General features: G+C 63.0%; 19 protein-coding genes. 5 read left to right on the top strand and 14 right to left on the bottom strand.

Going from position 1 to position 14,943, the window contains the following annotated elements; all coding sequences use genetic code 11:
- Positions 1-56: 56 nt before the first annotated feature.
- Together FJ956_RS16830 and FJ956_RS16825 are read left to right on the top strand one after the other, a co-directional pair.
- Positions 57-830, top strand: coding sequence for an ABC transporter permease (locus tag FJ956_RS16830; protein ID WP_140653656.1), 774 nt, complete (start codon positions 57-59; stop codon positions 828-830).
- Positions 827-1,609, top strand: coding sequence for an ABC transporter ATP-binding protein (locus FJ956_RS16825; protein WP_140678748.1), 783 nt, complete (start codon positions 827-829; stop codon positions 1,607-1,609). The genes FJ956_RS16830 and FJ956_RS16825 overlap by 4 nt, the downstream gene beginning before the upstream one ends.
- A gap of 10 nt (positions 1,610-1,619) precedes the next feature.
- Here FJ956_RS16825 and FJ956_RS16820 read toward each other — a convergent pair whose 3' ends face one another.
- From FJ956_RS16820 to FJ956_RS16805, 4 genes are all read right to left on the bottom strand, one after another.
- Complete coding sequence (locus FJ956_RS16820; RefSeq protein ID WP_246672101.1) at positions 1,620-1,793, bottom strand: DUF1778 domain-containing protein; 174 nt, start codon at positions 1,791-1,793, stop codon at positions 1,620-1,622.
- 11 nt (positions 1,794-1,804) lie between these two features.
- Positions 1,805-2,743, bottom strand: a complete 939-nt coding sequence (locus FJ956_RS16815) for a GlxA family transcriptional regulator (RefSeq protein WP_254633786.1) — start codon at positions 2,741-2,743, stop codon at positions 1,805-1,807.
- Positions 2,744-3,050: 307 nt separating this feature from the next.
- Positions 3,051-3,185: a hypothetical protein gene (locus tag FJ956_RS31020; protein WP_081482193.1), complete on the bottom strand. Its 135-nt coding sequence runs from the start codon at positions 3,183-3,185 to the stop codon at positions 3,051-3,053.
- Positions 3,186-3,533: 348 nt separating this feature from the next.
- A complete protein-coding gene (locus FJ956_RS16805; protein ID WP_140541955.1) occupies positions 3,534-3,719 on the bottom strand; it encodes a hypothetical protein in 186 nt (61 codons plus the stop codon).
- A gap of 219 nt (positions 3,720-3,938) precedes the next feature.
- On the opposite strand from FJ956_RS16805, the gene FJ956_RS16800 reads away from it, so the two are divergent.
- A complete protein-coding gene (locus FJ956_RS16800; RefSeq protein ID WP_140627085.1) occupies positions 3,939-4,838 on the top strand; it encodes a LysR substrate-binding domain-containing protein in 900 nt (299 codons plus the stop codon).
- A gap of 1 nt (position 4,839) precedes the next feature.
- Here the strand turns inward: FJ956_RS16800 and FJ956_RS16795 are convergent, their stop codons facing one another.
- Positions 4,840-5,802, bottom strand: a complete 963-nt coding sequence (locus tag FJ956_RS16795; RefSeq protein ID WP_140678752.1) for an alpha/beta hydrolase — start codon at positions 5,800-5,802, stop codon at positions 4,840-4,842.
- Positions 5,803-6,112: 310 nt separating this feature from the next.
- Positions 6,113-6,298 carry a hypothetical protein gene (locus FJ956_RS30520; RefSeq protein WP_095765549.1) on the bottom strand — a complete coding sequence of 62 codons (186 nt, stop codon included), beginning with the start codon at positions 6,296-6,298 and terminating at the stop codon, positions 6,113-6,115.
- Positions 6,299-6,591: 293 nt separating this feature from the next.
- On the opposite strand from FJ956_RS30520, the gene FJ956_RS16785 reads away from it, so the two are divergent.
- Positions 6,592-7,611 (top strand): acyltransferase, encoded by a 1,020-nt coding sequence (locus FJ956_RS16785; protein WP_246672102.1) that lies wholly within the window; start codon positions 6,592-6,594, stop codon positions 7,609-7,611.
- A gap of 10 nt (positions 7,612-7,621) precedes the next feature.
- Here the strand turns inward: FJ956_RS16785 and FJ956_RS16780 are convergent, their stop codons facing one another.
- Positions 7,622-9,691 carry an ASKHA domain-containing protein gene (locus tag FJ956_RS16780; RefSeq protein ID WP_140678754.1) on the bottom strand — a complete coding sequence of 690 codons (2,070 nt, stop codon included), beginning with the start codon at positions 9,689-9,691 and terminating at the stop codon, positions 7,622-7,624.
- Positions 9,692-9,780: 89 nt separating this feature from the next.
- Here FJ956_RS16780 and FJ956_RS16775 point away from each other — a divergent pair, with 89 nt between their 5' ends.
- A complete protein-coding gene (locus FJ956_RS16775) occupies positions 9,781-10,023 on the top strand; it encodes a hypothetical protein (protein WP_245273519.1) in 243 nt (80 codons plus the stop codon).
- 79 nt (positions 10,024-10,102) lie between these two features.
- Here the strand turns inward: FJ956_RS16775 and FJ956_RS16770 are convergent, their stop codons facing one another.
- The 7 genes from FJ956_RS16770 to FJ956_RS16740 all read right to left on the bottom strand — a co-directional run bounded on the left by FJ956_RS16770 (position 10,103) and on the right by FJ956_RS16740 (position 14,913).
- A complete protein-coding gene (locus tag FJ956_RS16770) occupies positions 10,103-11,077 on the bottom strand; it encodes a methyltetrahydrofolate cobalamin methyltransferase (protein ID WP_140678756.1) in 975 nt (324 codons plus the stop codon).
- An 80-nt stretch (positions 11,078-11,157) separates the two neighbouring features.
- Positions 11,158-12,249, bottom strand: coding sequence for a methylenetetrahydrofolate reductase (locus tag FJ956_RS16765; protein ID WP_140678758.1), 1,092 nt, complete (start codon positions 12,247-12,249; stop codon positions 11,158-11,160).
- Positions 12,246-12,836 carry a methylenetetrahydrofolate reductase C-terminal domain-containing protein gene (locus tag FJ956_RS16760; RefSeq protein ID WP_140678760.1) on the bottom strand — a complete coding sequence of 197 codons (591 nt, stop codon included), beginning with the start codon at positions 12,834-12,836 and terminating at the stop codon, positions 12,246-12,248. Before FJ956_RS16760 ends, FJ956_RS16765 begins: the two co-directional genes overlap by 4 nt.
- Positions 12,829-13,131 carry a virulence factor gene (locus FJ956_RS16755; protein WP_140678762.1) on the bottom strand — a complete coding sequence of 101 codons (303 nt, stop codon included), beginning with the start codon at positions 13,129-13,131 and terminating at the stop codon, positions 12,829-12,831. Before FJ956_RS16755 ends, FJ956_RS16760 begins: the two co-directional genes overlap by 8 nt.
- Before the next feature lie 175 nt (positions 13,132-13,306).
- The gene (locus FJ956_RS16750; protein WP_348641076.1) at positions 13,307-13,885 is read right to left on the bottom strand and encodes a GNAT family N-acetyltransferase; all 579 of its coding nucleotides are present in this window, start codon (positions 13,883-13,885) and stop codon (positions 13,307-13,309) included.
- Positions 13,810-14,067, bottom strand: coding sequence for a DUF6290 family protein (locus FJ956_RS16745; RefSeq protein ID WP_246672104.1), 258 nt, complete (start codon positions 14,065-14,067; stop codon positions 13,810-13,812). The genes FJ956_RS16750 and FJ956_RS16745 overlap by 76 nt, the downstream gene beginning before the upstream one ends.
- Before the next feature lie 63 nt (positions 14,068-14,130).
- Positions 14,131-14,913: a formyl transferase gene (locus tag FJ956_RS16740; protein WP_140678764.1), complete on the bottom strand. Its 783-nt coding sequence runs from the start codon at positions 14,911-14,913 to the stop codon at positions 14,131-14,133.
- Positions 14,914-14,943 lie beyond the last annotated feature (30 nt).

Raw genomic sequence — 14,943 nt, 5'->3', positions numbered from 1 at the left:
TCGATCGACGGCGGCGACAAGCCGCCGTTCCTCCTCTTCAAGGACAGGGCCTGATGCTGCGTCCCTTGCACCCCGTTGCACCGGGCACGCGAACCGTGCTCGGCATCGCCTTTTTCGTGCTGTTCGTGGCGTTCTGGGCGTGGATCACGCTCGGCGGCCATGTGAACCGGATCTTCCTCGCCGATCCGCTGTCGATGCTGAAGGATGGCTGGCGGCTGCTCACCGAGGATCGGTTCTGGCTGGATATCCTGATCACCATCTGGCGCGTCTTCGGCGGCTTCGTGCTGGCCTCGATCGTCGCGGTGCCGATCGGCATTGCCATGGGCGCCTGGAAGCCGGTCGAAGCCTTCCTCGAGCCGTTCGTGTCCTTTGCGCGCTACCTGCCGGCGTCGGCCTTCATCCCGCTGCTCATCCTGTGGGCCGGCATCGGCGAGCTGGAAAAGCTCCTGGTGATCTTCGTCGGCTCGGTGTTCCAGATCATTCTGATCATCGCGGTCAAGGTCGGCGGCACGAGGCGGGATCTGGTCGAGGCCGCCTATACGCTGGGGGCGACCGACAACGGCATCGTCAGGCGTGTCATCATGCCGGCCAACGCGCCGGAGATCGCCGAGACCCTGCGGCTGGTGCTCGGTTGGGCCTGGACCTATGTGATCGTCGCCGAGCTGATCGGCTCGTCGTCGGGCATCGGCTACATGATCATCAACAGCCAGTCGCGGCTGGCGACGGGGCAGATCATCTTCGGCATCATCGTCATCGGACTGATAGGGCTTCTGTCCGACTTCGCCTTCAAGGCGCTCAACCGCTGGCTCTATCCATGGAGCCTGGCGTGAGCAAGCTTCTCATCGAAGGCGTTTCGCGGACCTTTGCGGGGGTGAGGGGCGGTCAGCCGGTGCAGGCGCTGCAGCCGGTCGACCTTGCGGTCGCGGCCAATGATTTCATCACCATCCTGGGGCCGTCCGGTTGTGGGAAGTCGACGCTGCTGAGGATCGTCGCCGGGCTGGAGGCGCCGAGCACCGGCCGCGTGCTGCTCGACGGCAAGGCGGTCACAAGGCCGGGGCCGGACCGCGGCATGGTGTTCCAGTCCTACACGCTGTTTCCCTGGCTGACGGTCGCCGAGAACATCGGCTTTGGCCTGCGCGAGCAAGGCCGGCCAGAGCGCGAGCGCAACGAGGTCGTCGCCTCCTACGTCGATCTGGTCGGCCTGAAGGGTTTCGAGAATCATTGGCCCAAGCAGCTGTCGGGCGGCATGCAGCAGCGCACGGCGATCGCACGCGCTTTGGCCAACGACCCCGCGATCCTATTGCTCGACGAGCCGTTCGGCGCGCTGGACAACCAGACGCGCGGTCTGATGCAGGAACTGCTGCTCGGCATCTGGGAGCGGCGCAAGAAGACGGTGCTGTTCGTCACCCACGACATAGAGGAGGCGATCTTCATGGCGTCGCGGGTGATCGTGATGAGCGCCCGGCCCGGCCGCATCAAGTCGGACGTGCCGGTCGAGCTGCCGCATCCGCGTCACTACACGCTGAAGACCAGCCCGGAATTCTCGGCGCTCAAGGCGCAACTGACCGAGGATATTCGCATCGAGGCGATGCGGACCGCGCGGACGTAGTCAGTTCGACTCATACTGGATCGGGATCGGAAAAGATGCTCGGCTCGTTCAAGAGACGTTTCAGGCGTGGAAGATCACGGATCGGAGCATCCAGAGCCGCAATGAACGCAGCCCATTTCTCTGGGTCGAGATGAAACCTGCCGCGGTCGGCCAGATTTTCGGACTGGGTAGTTCTCGTACTCATGCGACACCTAATCAAGCAGCCAGCAATTGCTTGCGGTCGACGCGCTCCTGCTGCGGCGAGCGGGCGTAGAGCTCGCGGTAGCATTTGGAGAAATGCGAGGCGGAGACGAAGCCGCAGGCGACCGCCACTTCGACCACCGGCATCGAAGACTGGATGAGCAGGTGCCGGGCGCGGTCGAGCCGGATCTCCAGATAGTAGCGGGCAGGCGAGCGGCCCATCTCGGTGCGGAACAGGCGCTCGATCTGCCGGCGGGACAGATCGACATGGTCGGCGATCTCGATCAGCGACAGAGGCTCGGAAAGGTTGGCCTCCATCAGCTCGATGATGGTGAGCACCTTGGAGTTCTGCACGCCGAGGCGGGCGCGCAGCGGCAGGCGCTGGCGGTCGGTCGGGCTGCGCACGCGGTCGGTCAGCACCTGCTCGCAGACGCGGTTGACGAGGCTTTCGTCGAAATCGTCGCCGATCAGCTTCAGCATCATGTCGAGCGCGGCGGTGCCGCCGGCGCAGGTGTAGACGTTCTGGTCGACCTCGAAGAGGTCGGCAAAGACATTGGCCTTCGGGAACGCCTCGGAAAAGCCCGGCAGGTTCTCCCAGTGGATGGCGCAGCGCTTGTTGGACAACAGGCCGGCGGCGGCCAGGATATGCGCGCCGGTGCAGAGGCCGCCAACGGCGACGCCGCGATTATACTCCTCGCGCAGCCAGGCGAAGGCCGACTTGTTGTGGTAGCGCTCGACATTGATGCCGCTGCAGACGATCGCCATGTTCGGCCGATCCGGCCCGGCCATCTTCTTGCGCTCTTCCTCGAGCGAAGTGTTGACGGCGCATTCGACGCCGTTCGAGGCGCGCACCGGCTTGCCGTCTATGCTGGCCAGCCGCCAACGATAGGCTTCGTAGCCGAGCATCCGGTTGGCCGAGCGCAGCGGATCGAGCGCCGTCGCGAAGGCGATCATGGTGAAATCGGGAATGAGGAAGAATACAAACGATCTCTTGATCGGATGCTTTACGGCATTCACGGGGAAACCTCACGCAGCCATGACGCGAACAGGATGTCGCGAACAGCATAGCGTCATCAGGAAAAACCATTCCTGTCAATCGGGTAGGCGGCTTAGTGAAGATTAAATTTGCGACACGGGTCGCAAATGGGCAATTCAGCTGGGCATAAAGCGCCGTCGCCCGGGCAATCGACATCAATGCACGTGAAAACGCCGCCTCGGTTAACCGGGCGGCGTTGAATTTCAGCTTTGGATGCCGATTGCCTCAGGCGACGAAGCCGAGGCGGGCAGCATTCATGGCGCCGGTCTGGCCGGGCATGGTCTTGGCGAGACGCTGACGCTCGAGAGCGGTCGTCAGGTTCATTTCGCGGCGGGCGAACAGGCGGGCAAAGAGCTTCATCATCATCTCCATTTGGTTGCTCAGACGGGTCGCCTTCGCTTAAGGAGTGGGGCAGCTCGTTTGCTGGTGTGGATATAGGCTCACTTCAGCAAAAACTAAATCGCAAAAGCGAAGCGCTTGTTATGAAAAGCGACATCATTTGCGACGTTTTTAGGCAGTGTGCTCAAAATTTTCAATTATTTACAATGGTTTAATTCACAAATTAACCCGCTATGCGGCTTGTTCATATGCGTCATGCAGTCTCCGCATGGCTGGAAAAGTCGTTTGAATGCAAACAAAAGGTTCCAAACAAAACGAAAGGCCTGCCGAGCTGATCCGACAGGCCTTCAGAACTCCACACACACGTGATTACTTCGCTCCGGCCCAGCTTCCGACGCCGAAGCGCATGCCGGTCTTGGCGTCGGCGGCTTCCGGCCAGCCGATGTCCTTCTGCAGTTCGATCGGCAGGGCATGGATGGCGCGTTCGGTCTGGTAGCGGGCGCGGGCCGCGCTGAATTCGGTCGCAAGCCGACCGATGGACGACAGGATAGACATTTCTTTCTCCTCTATGCGGGCAGGGAGGCGCCCGTCACTGCGTTAAGTCAGGTCTGTTTCAGCTTCATTTCATGTCGATTGCAGGACTGTGTCAGGGTCGTTTGATGGCTGCTTTTGGCAGCATCCTGTATCGATCGCGTTGACTATGCGCCTGGAGTGATGTTCAATCAAACGAAATGGAATGATGGATTGCATCAGAAAAATTGAAGGCAAGCTGCCATGAACGCCCCGCTCAATCATCCCTTGCCGCTGCTTGACCTCGATGTGCTGCGCACCTTCGTGGCGATCGCCGAGACCGGCAGCTTCACCACCGCCGCCAATGCGGTATTCCGCACGCCATCGGCCGTCTCCATGCAGATCAAGAAGCTGGAGGACATCCTCGGCCGTTCGGTCTTCGCGCGCGACGCGCGTTCGGTGACGCTGACCACGGATGGCGAGATGCTGCTCGGCTATGCGCGCCGGCTGTTGTCGATCAACCGCGAGGTGGTGTCGAAATTCATCATCCCCGACATCGTCGGCGTGGTGCGGCTCGGTTCCCCGGACGATTATGGCGAGCGTGTGCTGCCGCATGTGCTGAAGCGCTTTGCCCAGTCGCATCCCTCGATTGCGGTCGACGTCACCATCGACCAGAGCATCAATTTGCGCCGCCGCATGGACGACCGCGCGCTCGACATCACCCTGCTCACCAATTCCTACAAGACCAGCGCGATCGGCGCCGAGGTGCTTTTGACCGAACCGATCGTGTGGGCGGGCGCCAAGGGCGGCTGCGCGCATCTGCGCGAGCCGCTGCCGGTGTCGCTGTGGGAAGAAGGCTGCGCATGGCGGGCCGGCGCTCTCGAAGCGCTTGGACGCGAGGGCCGCAACTACCGCATCGCCTATATGAGCGCGCACACGGCCGGCCAGCGCGCCGCAATCATGGCCGACCTCGCAGTGGCGCCGCTGCCGAAGTCCTTCCTCGGCGACGACATGGTCTCGCTGGGCGCCAAGGATGGCATGCCCGAGATTGGCACCTACAATCTCGCCATGGTGGTGGCGCCCGATGCGAGCGCGCCGGTGAAGGCCGTCGCCGACCATATCCGCGCGACGTTCGAACTGTTTCGCGAGACCGGCAAGTTCTGAGCTATTCGGCCGCGGGCGCGGAGCGGACTGCGAAAGCTGCTTTCGTCCTGCGTTGAGCGCGGGCTCGGGCTGGCGCCGGAACGCTGAGGAAATCGACGATGCTGTCGCGCGCGCGGCGCGCCTCGGGCATTTCGATCAGCGGCCAGACGTGGAACATGCCTTCCTCGTAGACTAGGTCGACCTCGACGCCGGCGGCCCGCGCGCGTTCGGTGAAGATGAGATTATCTGGTGTCAGCATGTCGTGTGAACCGGTCAACAGCAGCGTCTTCGGCAACACCGACAGGTCGCCGTAGAGCGGGCTGATGTGCCAGTCGTTGCGGTCGAAACCGGCGCTGTAGAGCCGCACCGCTTCCAGCCCACCCGCAATACCCAGCCACGGATCCTGCCGCTCGGCCTCGAAGACTTCGGGATTTGCAAGCGAAACGTCGAGACCGGGCGAGATCAGCACATGGCGCGACGGTGCCGGCAGGCCCTCCTCTGCCGCCATCATGGTCAGCACGACGGCCATGTTGCCGCCGGCGGAATCGCCCATGAAGACGATGTCTTGCGCCTCGGTCTCTTCGAGCATGCGCCGGTAGACGTCGCCAACCATGCCGAACATGTCATGGAAATCGTGCTCCGGCGCGATAGGGTACACCGGCACGGTGATGCCGAAGCCGAGACGCTCGGCCATTTCGGCGATCAGTCCCCAATGGTAGGACGTGATCTGAAAGACATAGGCGCCGCCATGCATGTAGAGGATGCGCCGGCTTTCGCCCGCCTTCGGCGCGATCTCATAGACGGGAAAGCCGTCGATCTCGGTCTCGGTGATGTCCAGCCGTGCCCTGAGCAAGGCCGGCGGATGATAGTCCTCGGTCTTGCGGGCGTAGGCGATCCAGCGCTGCAGGTTCTCGGGACTGGAAAACGCCTTCTTACGGCTGTGCCTGAGAACGAACGAAACGAGATGGCTTTTCAAACTGGGCATGCGGATACACGCACTTCGGCAGAGCCGACTAAGAGAATTCCCCCGCTCTGCGAAGATTGTACCTCAGTTTGAAATGTCAAGGAATCACGCTGGCACATCGGCGTGATCCGATGGTGCCAGTTCTTGGTTTGCGCAATCCCGGGCGGAAGGCTACGGCGAATTGCCAAGCCTAACCGCTGCGCACGTTTCCTGGAATTGCTCTAGCGCCGCTTCGACAGCAGTGCCGCGCGCAATTTGTTGTCGACGTTCGCCGAGGTCGCGTCGCGGCCACGGCGCTTGCCGAGCAGCCTGCATCTGTCGGCGAAAGTCATCAGCGCGGCGTGCCCAGAAGCAGCGCATGAAGGGCTGCCTGCGGGTCGCTCGGCGGCGAAGCCGGCCAGCCGATATCCTTCTGGACATGCGCCGGCAGGCTGTTCAGCGCGCGGATCGCCTTGTTCCTAGCGTGAGCCTGCCTGATGGTCACACCGAAACGGCTGAGGTTGTCGTACATCGACATTTTCATCTCCCTTGAAGAGCAGCGGCGGCCGAGGATTGTCCGCAGCCGCCGTTCGATGCCGGTTAAATCGCTCACGCATGTATCGGATCGATTTCGCGAAAACAGCGTTTCGGTTTCCGGATAGCGCGAATCTGGAAACATTTGCGTACAAACGAATTGGGCAGGGCGGCGCGCCGTTGCCGATCCGAATTGCTGCCATCGGCGGTTGACAGCAGCGAGCGGCTGCATTGTTATTGTGCAATGCGGCGTGGGGCGTGTGCATCGCAACATAATGCGATACGGATCAGGGTATCGTGACCAGCATCCATAGTATTCAATATCTGCGCGGCCTCGCCGCCTGCGCGGTGGTCTGCTTTCATGTCAGCGAGCAGTTCGGCGGCCCGTTCCACGTCGGAGCAGCGGGCGTCGACGTCTTCTTCGTCATCAGCGGCTTCATCATGTGGGTGACGACGGCCGGCAGGCCGGCCGATCCCTGGCGTTTCATGAGTCGCCGGATCACCCGCATCGTGCCTCTCTACTGGATCGTCACGCTGCTGACCGCGGCGGGCATCCTGATCAAGCCGCAGTTCTTCTACGGCCATTTCTTCAGCGTCCCGAATTTCCTGGGCTCGCTGTTCTTCCTGCCGGTTCTGCAGGAGAACGCGCTGCATCCCATCGTCATACAGGGTTGGACGCTGTGCTATGAGATGATGTTCTATCTCGTTTTCACCCTGGTCCTGTTCCTCGGGGAGCGCTGGCGGTTCGGCGTTCTCGTGGGCGCCCTTGTGGCCATCGTCGCGCTGCATTTCGTCTTGCCAGCGGGATACGCGCATGCCTTCACCGATCCTGTCGTGCTCGAGTTCGCGGCCGGCGTCGTCGTGGGGCACTTGTGGCTCCAGGGCGTCAGGCTGCCGCTCTGGGCAGGGCTGGCGATGGCTGTCTTAGGATTTCTGCTGCTTGCGGCCAGTCCGCTGTTCGATGCCGGCGTGGCTCGCGCCTTGCGCTGGGGGCTTCCGGCCACGCTGATCGTGGCTGGCGCGGTTTTTGCCGAGCGGGCGCGGCCTTTCAAGCCGGCTGCCTTGCCCACATTTCTCGGCGATGCGTCCTATTCGATCTACCTATGGCATGTCGTGGCCGGCGTCCTGGCGACGGGTGTCGTCTTGAGGGCCGGCCTCCCGGCGGTCTTGCAGCCGGCAACGATCCTGGCCATCACGCTGGCGCTCTCGGCGGTGCTTTATCTGATCGTCGAAAAGCCATTGATCGGGCTGCTGCACCCGCAACGCCCGAAGGTCGTGAAGGTCAGAAGCGCCGCGGCCGCAGGGGCCGCGGAATGATGTCGCAGAATTAGTCGCGGCCGCGTCGTGCCGCGCGTTCCTCGCGCGAACGCCGGCGCGGGGTGGCATCGCCGGCGGTGCCGTCCTCGCTCATCGCCTTGCGCGGCGGCAGCTTCACCGCGGCCGCCAGCTTCGGGAACGGGTCGACCTTGTTCGGCAGCGCCATGGCGTAGACGAAGTGCTCCTGGAATTTCGGTTCCAGCGCCGTCTCGATCTTCTCGATCCGGCTCACCGTCTCCTCGATCTCGCGCCGGTAGCCGCGATTGAGCAGCGCCATGCGCGCGCCGGCGCCGGCGGCGTTGCCGACGGCCGAGACCTTGTCCAGGTCGCAGTCGGGGATGAGGCCGAGCACCATGGCGTATTTCGGATCGATGAACGAACCGAACGCGCCGGCGAAATGGATGCGGTCGACATGGTCCGTGTGCTGCTTTTCCATCAACAGCTTGGTGCCCGCATAGAGTGCTGCCTTGGCAAGCTGGATGGCGCGCACGTCGTTCTGGGTGATGGTGATCCTGGGTTCGCCTTCCTTCAGCACATAGGAGAAGGTGCGGCCGTTGGGAACGATGCGCGGCGAGCGCGCGGCCAGTGATCCGTCGACAACGCCATCTTCGGAGATGATGCCGGCAAGGTACATTTCCGCCACGATCTCGATGATGCCGGAGCCGCAGATGCCGGTGACGCCGGTCGCCTGCACGCTGTCGGTGAAGCCCGGCTGATCGGACCACAGCTCCGAGCCGATGACTCGATATTTCGGTTCCAGTGTTTCGGGGTCGATGCGCACGCGCTCGATGGCGCCGGGCGCCGCGCGCTGGCCGCCGGAGATTTCCGCGCCTTCGAAGGCCGGGCCGGTCGGGGAGGAGGCCGCGACCACACGAGTCGAGTTGCCGAGCACGATCTCGGCATTGGTGCCGACATCGACGATCAGCATCATCTCGTCCTGGCGATGCGGGCCTTCCGACAGGGTGACGGCGGCGGCGTCGGCGCCGACATGGCCGGCAATGCAAGGCAGCATATAGAGGCGGGCGCCCTGGTTCAGCTTCAGGCCGATGTCGGATGCCTTGATGCGCACCGCGCCGGAGACGGCAAGCGCGAAAGGCGCGCCGCCCAACTCGGTCGGATCGATGCCGAGGAACAAGTGATGCATGATCGGATTGCCGACGAAGACGGAATCCAGGATGTCGTTGCGCTGGACGTTGCCTTCGGCGCAGACCTTGTCGACGAGGCCGGAAACCGCCTCGCGCACGGCGACCGTCATGCCTTCGCGGCCGTCCGGATTCATCATCACATAGGAGACGCGGCTCATCAGATCCTCGCCGAAGCGGATCTGCGGATTGGACGTGCCGGAAGATGCGGCGACGCGGCCCGACAGCAGCGACACCAGATGCATGGCTATGGTGGTCGAGCCGATGTCGCAGGCGAGGCCGTATGCCTCGTTCTTGAGGCCGGGCCACAACGCGATGACACGCGCGATATCGCTCTCGGCATCCTTGTGGATGGCGGCCGTCGCGGTCCAGTTGCCCTTGCGCAGGATGCCTTGCACCTGCGGCAGGAGATAGAAGTCGAATTCGAGGTTCTTGAGACCCCAGTCCTTCATCAGGGCGATCTTGAGCCGGTCGAGGTCGCCGAGCGGCTTGTGCATATCGGGCTCTTCGATCTCGACATAGCACATGCGGATCGCCGTATCGCGGGCGATCACCCTGGTGTCGGCGTCCTTGCGGATGGTCTGGGCGTTGATGACCGTGTCCTGCGGCACGTCGATGACGAGGTCGCCGAGGATCTGCGCCGAGCAGGAGAGGCGACGCCGTTCGGGCAGGCCGCGCACGCGCTCGTAGCGCTCTTCCTTGGCGCCCTTGGGAGAGATGTGATCGTTGGACGAGACGATCTTGTGCTTGGCGAAATTGCCTTCCTGCACCTCGATCTGGCAGCGCCCGCAAGTGGCGCGGCCGCCGCACACGCTCTCGACATAGACGCCGAGCTGGCGCGCCGCATCGAGCACGGGCGTTCCAACGGGGAACCGGCCGCGCTTGCCCGACGGCATGAACAGCACGAGCGGATCGGTGATGTTGGCGGGAGGGTTCATGCTGGCACGTGTCTCGATGGCAATTGCCGATGCCGTTTAACGGATCGTTTTACTGTTGGGTGGAGAGTCTGCTGGTCCAGGGGCCAACCATGTCGGATCTTCTGCTCTCCGCCGTCTTCACCGCGTTCACCATGGTGCGCGTGATCAAGGGCTCGTGGCTGCGCAATCCGCAATACCTCGCCACCGGGATCCTCGGCGCGATCGTCGGCGCGCTGCTGCTGCACGCGTTCTGGCCCGCCTATGACGATGATTTCATCGTCGGCGGCGTGACAGGCATCTTCGGATCGTGGGCGGGAATGGCGCTGTTCGACGCCATATTGGGCATGGCCTGAACGCAAAGCAGAGCTGTCCGAACGCATCCACGATGCGATCGGACCAGCCTTGTTTGCGGTGCGGCTCACGATTGCGCGCTTATCCTCTGGCCATGCGGGCTTCACGGCCGCCGCGGCGACGGCCGCCATTGCCGTTGCCTTCGCCCGGCGCATTGACGGCCGTCGGAGCCGCAACCGCTTGACCGCCTTCGGCCGGCTTATAATCCTTGTAGGTGCGGATCCAGTTGGTGCAGTTCTCGTCGGTGCCGTTCAGCACGTTGGCGCCGCGCACGGCTTCCATTTCCTGCGGACGGACCGGGTTCATGATTGCCGAGGTCATGCCGGCGCCGATCACCATCGGGATGAAGGCGGCGTTGATACCGTGGCGGTGCGGCAGGCCGAAGGAAATGTTGGAAAGGCCGCAGGTGGTGTTGACCTTGAGCTCCTCGCGCAGCCGGCGCAGCAGCGCGAACACCTGGCGTCCCGCATCGCCCAGCGCGCCGATCGGCATCACCAGCGGGTCGACGACGACGTCATGCGCGGGGATGCCGAAATCGGCGCAGCGCTGGACGATCTTCTTGGCGACGGCGAAGCGGACATCCGGATCCATCGAGATGCCGGTCTCGTCGTTGGAGATGGCGACGACCGGGACGTTGTATTTCTTGATCAGCGGCAGGATGGCCTCGAGCTTTTCTTCCTCGCCGGTGACGGAGTTGACCAGCGGGCGGCCCTTGGCGACCTTCAGCGCGGCCTCGATCGCGGCGGTCACCGAGCTATCGATCGACAGCGGCAGGTCGACCAGGCCTTGCACGATCTCCAGCGTCTGCACCAGAAGCGCCGGCTCGGTCGCATTGGGATCGACAGCGGTGACACCGGCATTGACGTCGAGCATGGTGGCACCGCAGGCGGCCTGCTCCAGCGCATCCTTGATGACGGTCTCGAAGTTGCCGGCCACCATTTCGGCGGCGAGCTTCTTGCGGCCGGTCGGGTTGATGCGCTCACCGATCACGCAGAAGGGCTGATCGAAGCCGATGACGATTTCTCGGGTCGCCGAGGCGACGATGGTGCGGGTCATTGAAATCTCTCCGTCGGGATATAAAGAGTTCTTTATATCGTTATCTGATCTTGTTCAAGCGGATGGCGACCGCCATGCTGTCAATGCGCGGTCTTCACCATATCCACCTGGGTTTCGGTAATCTCGTCGTGCAGCAGGTGATCGAGCCGGTCGGCGACCAGTTGGTCGTCGCGCCGGCGCTCCCGTTTCCAGGGCTGGCGGTCTTTCAGCACGCCGGATTCATCGACGATCTCGGCGACATATTCTTCCTGGCGATAGGCCATCACATGGATGCCGGCGACGCCCGGGATTTCCTTCACCTCGTTGATGATGTCGATGCAGAGCTGCTTGCCTTCCTTCTTCTGGTCCTGCGCGCCTTCCAGCCGCTTGATCACCGCGTCGGGGATATGGATGCCCGGCACGTTGGAGCGGATCCACTTCGCCGTCTTGGCGGAAGCGAGCGGGCCGACGCCGCAGAGCAGGAAGAGCTTTTCGGTGTGACCGAGGTCGCGCGCCTTCTGCATGAAGGTTCTGAACATCGGCACGTCGAAGCAATACTGCGTCTGCGCGAACTGCGCGCCGGCGGCGATCTTCTTGCCGAGATGGATCGGGCGGAAGTCGTAGGGCGGCGCGAAGGGGTTGACGGCGGCACCCAGGAAAACCTGCGGCGGCGTCGTCAGCTTGCGGCCGGACAGGAACTTGCCGTTGTCGCGCATGATGCGGATGGTTTCGAGCAGCGACATGGAATCGAGATCGAACACCGGCTTCGCGCCCGGCTGGTCGCCGGCCTGCACGCCATCGCCGGTGAGGCACAGCATATTGGCGACGCCCATCGCGGCGCCGCCAAGCACGTCGCCCTGGATGGCGATGCGGTTCTTGTCGCGGCAGGCGATCTGCATGATCGGCGCATAGCCCATGCGGGTGAGCAGCGCGCAGATGCCGACCGACGACATGTGGCAGTTGGCGCCCGAGGCATCGACGGCATTGATGGCATCGACCCAGCCATCAAAAATCTTGGCGCGGTTGTAGACATCTTCCGGATCGGCGCTGTCGGGCGGGTTGAGCTCGGTTGTCACAGCAAACTCACCGCGGCGCAGCACGCGCTCCAGCCGGCCGCGCGACGTGTGGCCGGGCAAGGGCTCAAGCGGCAAGTGGATGCCGGCCGGGTTCTCGTCGAGCTGGCGGACGGTCATGCCGAAGCTCCGGGTTTCTGGGCCGTTTCGCGCGCGGCGGCGGCCTGCGCGGTCACGCGGAGCCAAGCCGAGGTTTCGCGCAGCGACTGGTCGACCGGCTTCTGCACGGTGAGGATATTGTCGCCATGCACCATGTTGCGCGAGCCTTCCCAGGCCTTGACCCAGACGCAAGGCATGTCCGGCTCGACCTCGCAATTGCCGTTGGCGCGCACGCCGCCGCACGGGCCGTTGCGCAGCTGCTTGGGGCAGTTCATCGGGCACGACATGCCGGTGGAGGAGAGCACGCACTGGCCGCACATGCGGCAGTCGAACATAAAACCCTTGACGCGCTTCTCGACGAATTTCACCGGGGCTTCGACGCGGCCGTAGCCGATGCCCTTCCACAAAGGGTGCAACAACAGGAAAGCGTCGGCGAACCGGCCGTAGAACCATTCGAGCAATCGCGAATGCCGGATCGACCACAGGCGCACGGCGAAAGTGCGCTGGACGCGGCGCTGCGGCGACACGTCGGCAGGCTTGTAGTCGGATTTCGGCGCTGCCTTCTTGACCAAGGTGGCCTGGGTAACCGCCGGCTCTTTTTCAGACATTTTCTTTTCCGCCCGCCTTGACGAGGGCCACCAGCCGCTCGCGGTCATACTTTGCATCGAACTCGTGGAAGGCCTTCTCGACCTCGGCTTCAAGATCGTCGCCAACCGGGACGGGGTCGGCCTTGCGCCATTCGGCGAGATAATCGTCGGTGCCGCCGGCGCCGGTGCGCATGGCGCACATGTCGATCGCCTCGGTGAAGCGCAGCGGCAGCTCGCGCTTGGCATTCTGCCGGCCCTTCTTGACGATGACCTGGGCGGGGATGTCGCGCCAGTAGACGACGATCAGATCGGCCATGAATTCTCACTCCTCGAAGTCTTGGAGCATTGCCGCATGCGCTGTTGGGCTGCTTGTTATGGGACGACGCGCGCGCCTTCAAAAGCGACGCTGGCGATGGCGCAAACGAAAGGGAGAAGTTCTTTGGTCAAGCATCCTCGGGGGTGCGCTGCTCCGCTTGCTCTCGAAACTTGCCTTATTCGTAGCCGAAGCCGCTTTCCCTTAAGTCGGCGATACGCACGATCATGCTTCGTTTCGGATCGAATGGCAGGTCTACGAAATTGAAGCCGCGGTAGAAGTTTCTCACGGACTCATCGAGTGGGTGGGTAAGGACACCAAAACAGCCGATCTCAGTGGAAAACCGAACCGCGGTCCTAAATGCGAAGAGGAGCAGCGAGCGTCCGCAGCCGAGACCTTGAAAGCGGATATCCACGGCTAGTTGGCCAAGCAACACAATCGGAATGGGATCGGGGCGATTACGCTGTGCCGACTTCGGCAGATAGGCCCGCTCGATCTGGCCGGCGCTCAGCGCAACATAGGCAGCAATCGCGCCGCTCGCCAAATCGCAGATGATGCTGGTGCGCGATGCCCCATCCTGCTGGTTGCGCCAGGCATGGCGACGAAGCCAATTGTTGAGCGACTCGCGACCGCAGTCGAAAGCGTCTCTGTCGTCATCAACCGCAAGCGGTCGAGGCGAGGTCAGTCCTGCCATACGGGCCGTGACGCCGCGAGCCTTTGCAAACCAGGCAGCTTTTTCGGTGCCGATTTCGCCCAAGCCTCGAACCGGTCCCAGTCGGCTGCGGGGATAGTCACGATACGCCCATCCAACACCTCCATTTCGGCAGCTTCAACAGCCTTACGGCGGATGAAGTCGCTAAGATTGGTGTTAGCCTGACTTGCGGCGGCTTCGAGTATTTCGCGTTCGTCCAGAGTGACGCGAACGCTAAGAGGAGCCATGTTCGACATCATAAATCTCGCTTTCTGTATGACAATAGCATACAAATCGCGAAGCTGACAATGCTACCAGACGCGCTTGGTCAGGCCCGTCCAGAGATAGAACCAGATCGTCGGGTGGTACCACTGCTTCGACGGCAGGCCAGGGTCGATCGTTTCCAGTCTGCCGGATAGCGCATTGCCGACCGCCTCGACGCAGATATCGCGCGAAAACGCTGCCTGGCGCAGCGCGTAGCTGGCGATGGTGTCGCCGGTCTTGGGCTTGCCGCGCGCCTGCTTGAGCACGCCACCGGTGTCGACGCCGGCATCGACCAGGTGAACGGTGGTGCCGAAATTCCCTTGATCGCCACAGGCCAGCGGCCAGTAGCCGCCATTCATGCCGCGATATTTTGGCGCGATGCCGGCATGGTAGTTGAGCACCGGGCAAGGCATTTTTGTCAGCGTTTCCTTCGACAGCAGCCTGCAGCCGGCAAGCAGCACCACGCTCGGATTGATCCCGGCGACCGCCTCGAGGCATTCCGGCCCGTTGGCTGAAGGGACATGGATGATCGCCTGGCCTTGCCGCGGTTCGGTGTCGAGTTTCTCCTCGGCAATCAGTCGCTCGGCATGACGGGCCAGGAAGCGCTTGCCGAGCCTCGTCAGCACCATGGTGCCGAGCTGGCCGATGGCCGAGATCCGGCCCTGGCGCCGCGCGCGGCGCATGAGCAGGCGCTTTTTGGATTCAGGGGATTCGAGGATGACGCTGACGGGGCCGACGCGATCGGCAAGCGCATTGACGATGGCCCAGATATGCGGGCCACCTTCGGTGACGACCACGATCGGTCCCGTGCTCGATTCCGACGCTGCCACGGCAAGTACCCGCTCTGAAGACTGGCGCAT

This window comes from Mesorhizobium sp. B2-4-3, assembly GCF_006442815.1.
GTDB lineage: Bacteria > Pseudomonadota > Alphaproteobacteria > Rhizobiales > Rhizobiaceae > Mesorhizobium.
This window is presented reverse-complemented; position numbering and strand designations above follow the sequence as displayed.

Coding starts and splice junctions, on each gene's coding strand:
- FJ956_RS16800 (WP_140627085.1), top strand. CDS start 3,939: ATGAACGCCCCGCTCAATCATCCCTTGCCGCTGCTTGACCTCGATGTG.
- FJ956_RS16745 (WP_246672104.1), bottom strand. CDS start 14,067: ATGGCTCCTCTTAGCGTTCGCGTCACTCTGGACGAACGCGAAATACTC.
- FJ956_RS16765 (WP_140678758.1), bottom strand. CDS start 12,249: ATGACCGTCCGCCAGCTCGACGAGAACCCGGCCGGCATCCACTTGCCG.
- FJ956_RS16775 (WP_245273519.1), top strand. CDS start 9,781: ATGTCGGATCTTCTGCTCTCCGCCGTCTTCACCGCGTTCACCATGGTG.
- FJ956_RS16820 (WP_246672101.1), bottom strand. CDS start 1,793: ATGAGTACGAGAACTACCCAGTCCGAAAATCTGGCCGACCGCGGCAGG.
- FJ956_RS16760 (WP_140678760.1), bottom strand. CDS start 12,836: ATGTCTGAAAAAGAGCCGGCGGTTACCCAGGCCACCTTGGTCAAGAAG.
- FJ956_RS30520 (WP_095765549.1), bottom strand. CDS start 6,298: ATGTCGATGTACGACAACCTCAGCCGTTTCGGTGTGACCATCAGGCAG.
- FJ956_RS16815 (WP_254633786.1), bottom strand. CDS start 2,743: ATGATCGCCTTCGCGACGGCGCTCGATCCGCTGCGCTCGGCCAACCGG.
- FJ956_RS16795 (WP_140678752.1), bottom strand. CDS start 5,802: ATGCCCAGTTTGAAAAGCCATCTCGTTTCGTTCGTTCTCAGGCACAGC.
- FJ956_RS31020 (WP_081482193.1), bottom strand. CDS start 3,185: ATGAAGCTCTTTGCCCGCCTGTTCGCCCGCCGCGAAATGAACCTGACG.
- FJ956_RS16805 (WP_140541955.1), bottom strand. CDS start 3,719: ATGTCTATCCTGTCGTCCATCGGTCGGCTTGCGACCGAATTCAGCGCG.
- FJ956_RS16780 (WP_140678754.1), bottom strand. CDS start 9,691: ATGAACCCTCCCGCCAACATCACCGATCCGCTCGTGCTGTTCATGCCG.
- FJ956_RS16755 (WP_140678762.1), bottom strand. CDS start 13,131: ATGGCCGATCTGATCGTCGTCTACTGGCGCGACATCCCCGCCCAGGTC.
- FJ956_RS16770 (WP_140678756.1), bottom strand. CDS start 11,077: ATGACCCGCACCATCGTCGCCTCGGCGACCCGAGAAATCGTCATCGGC.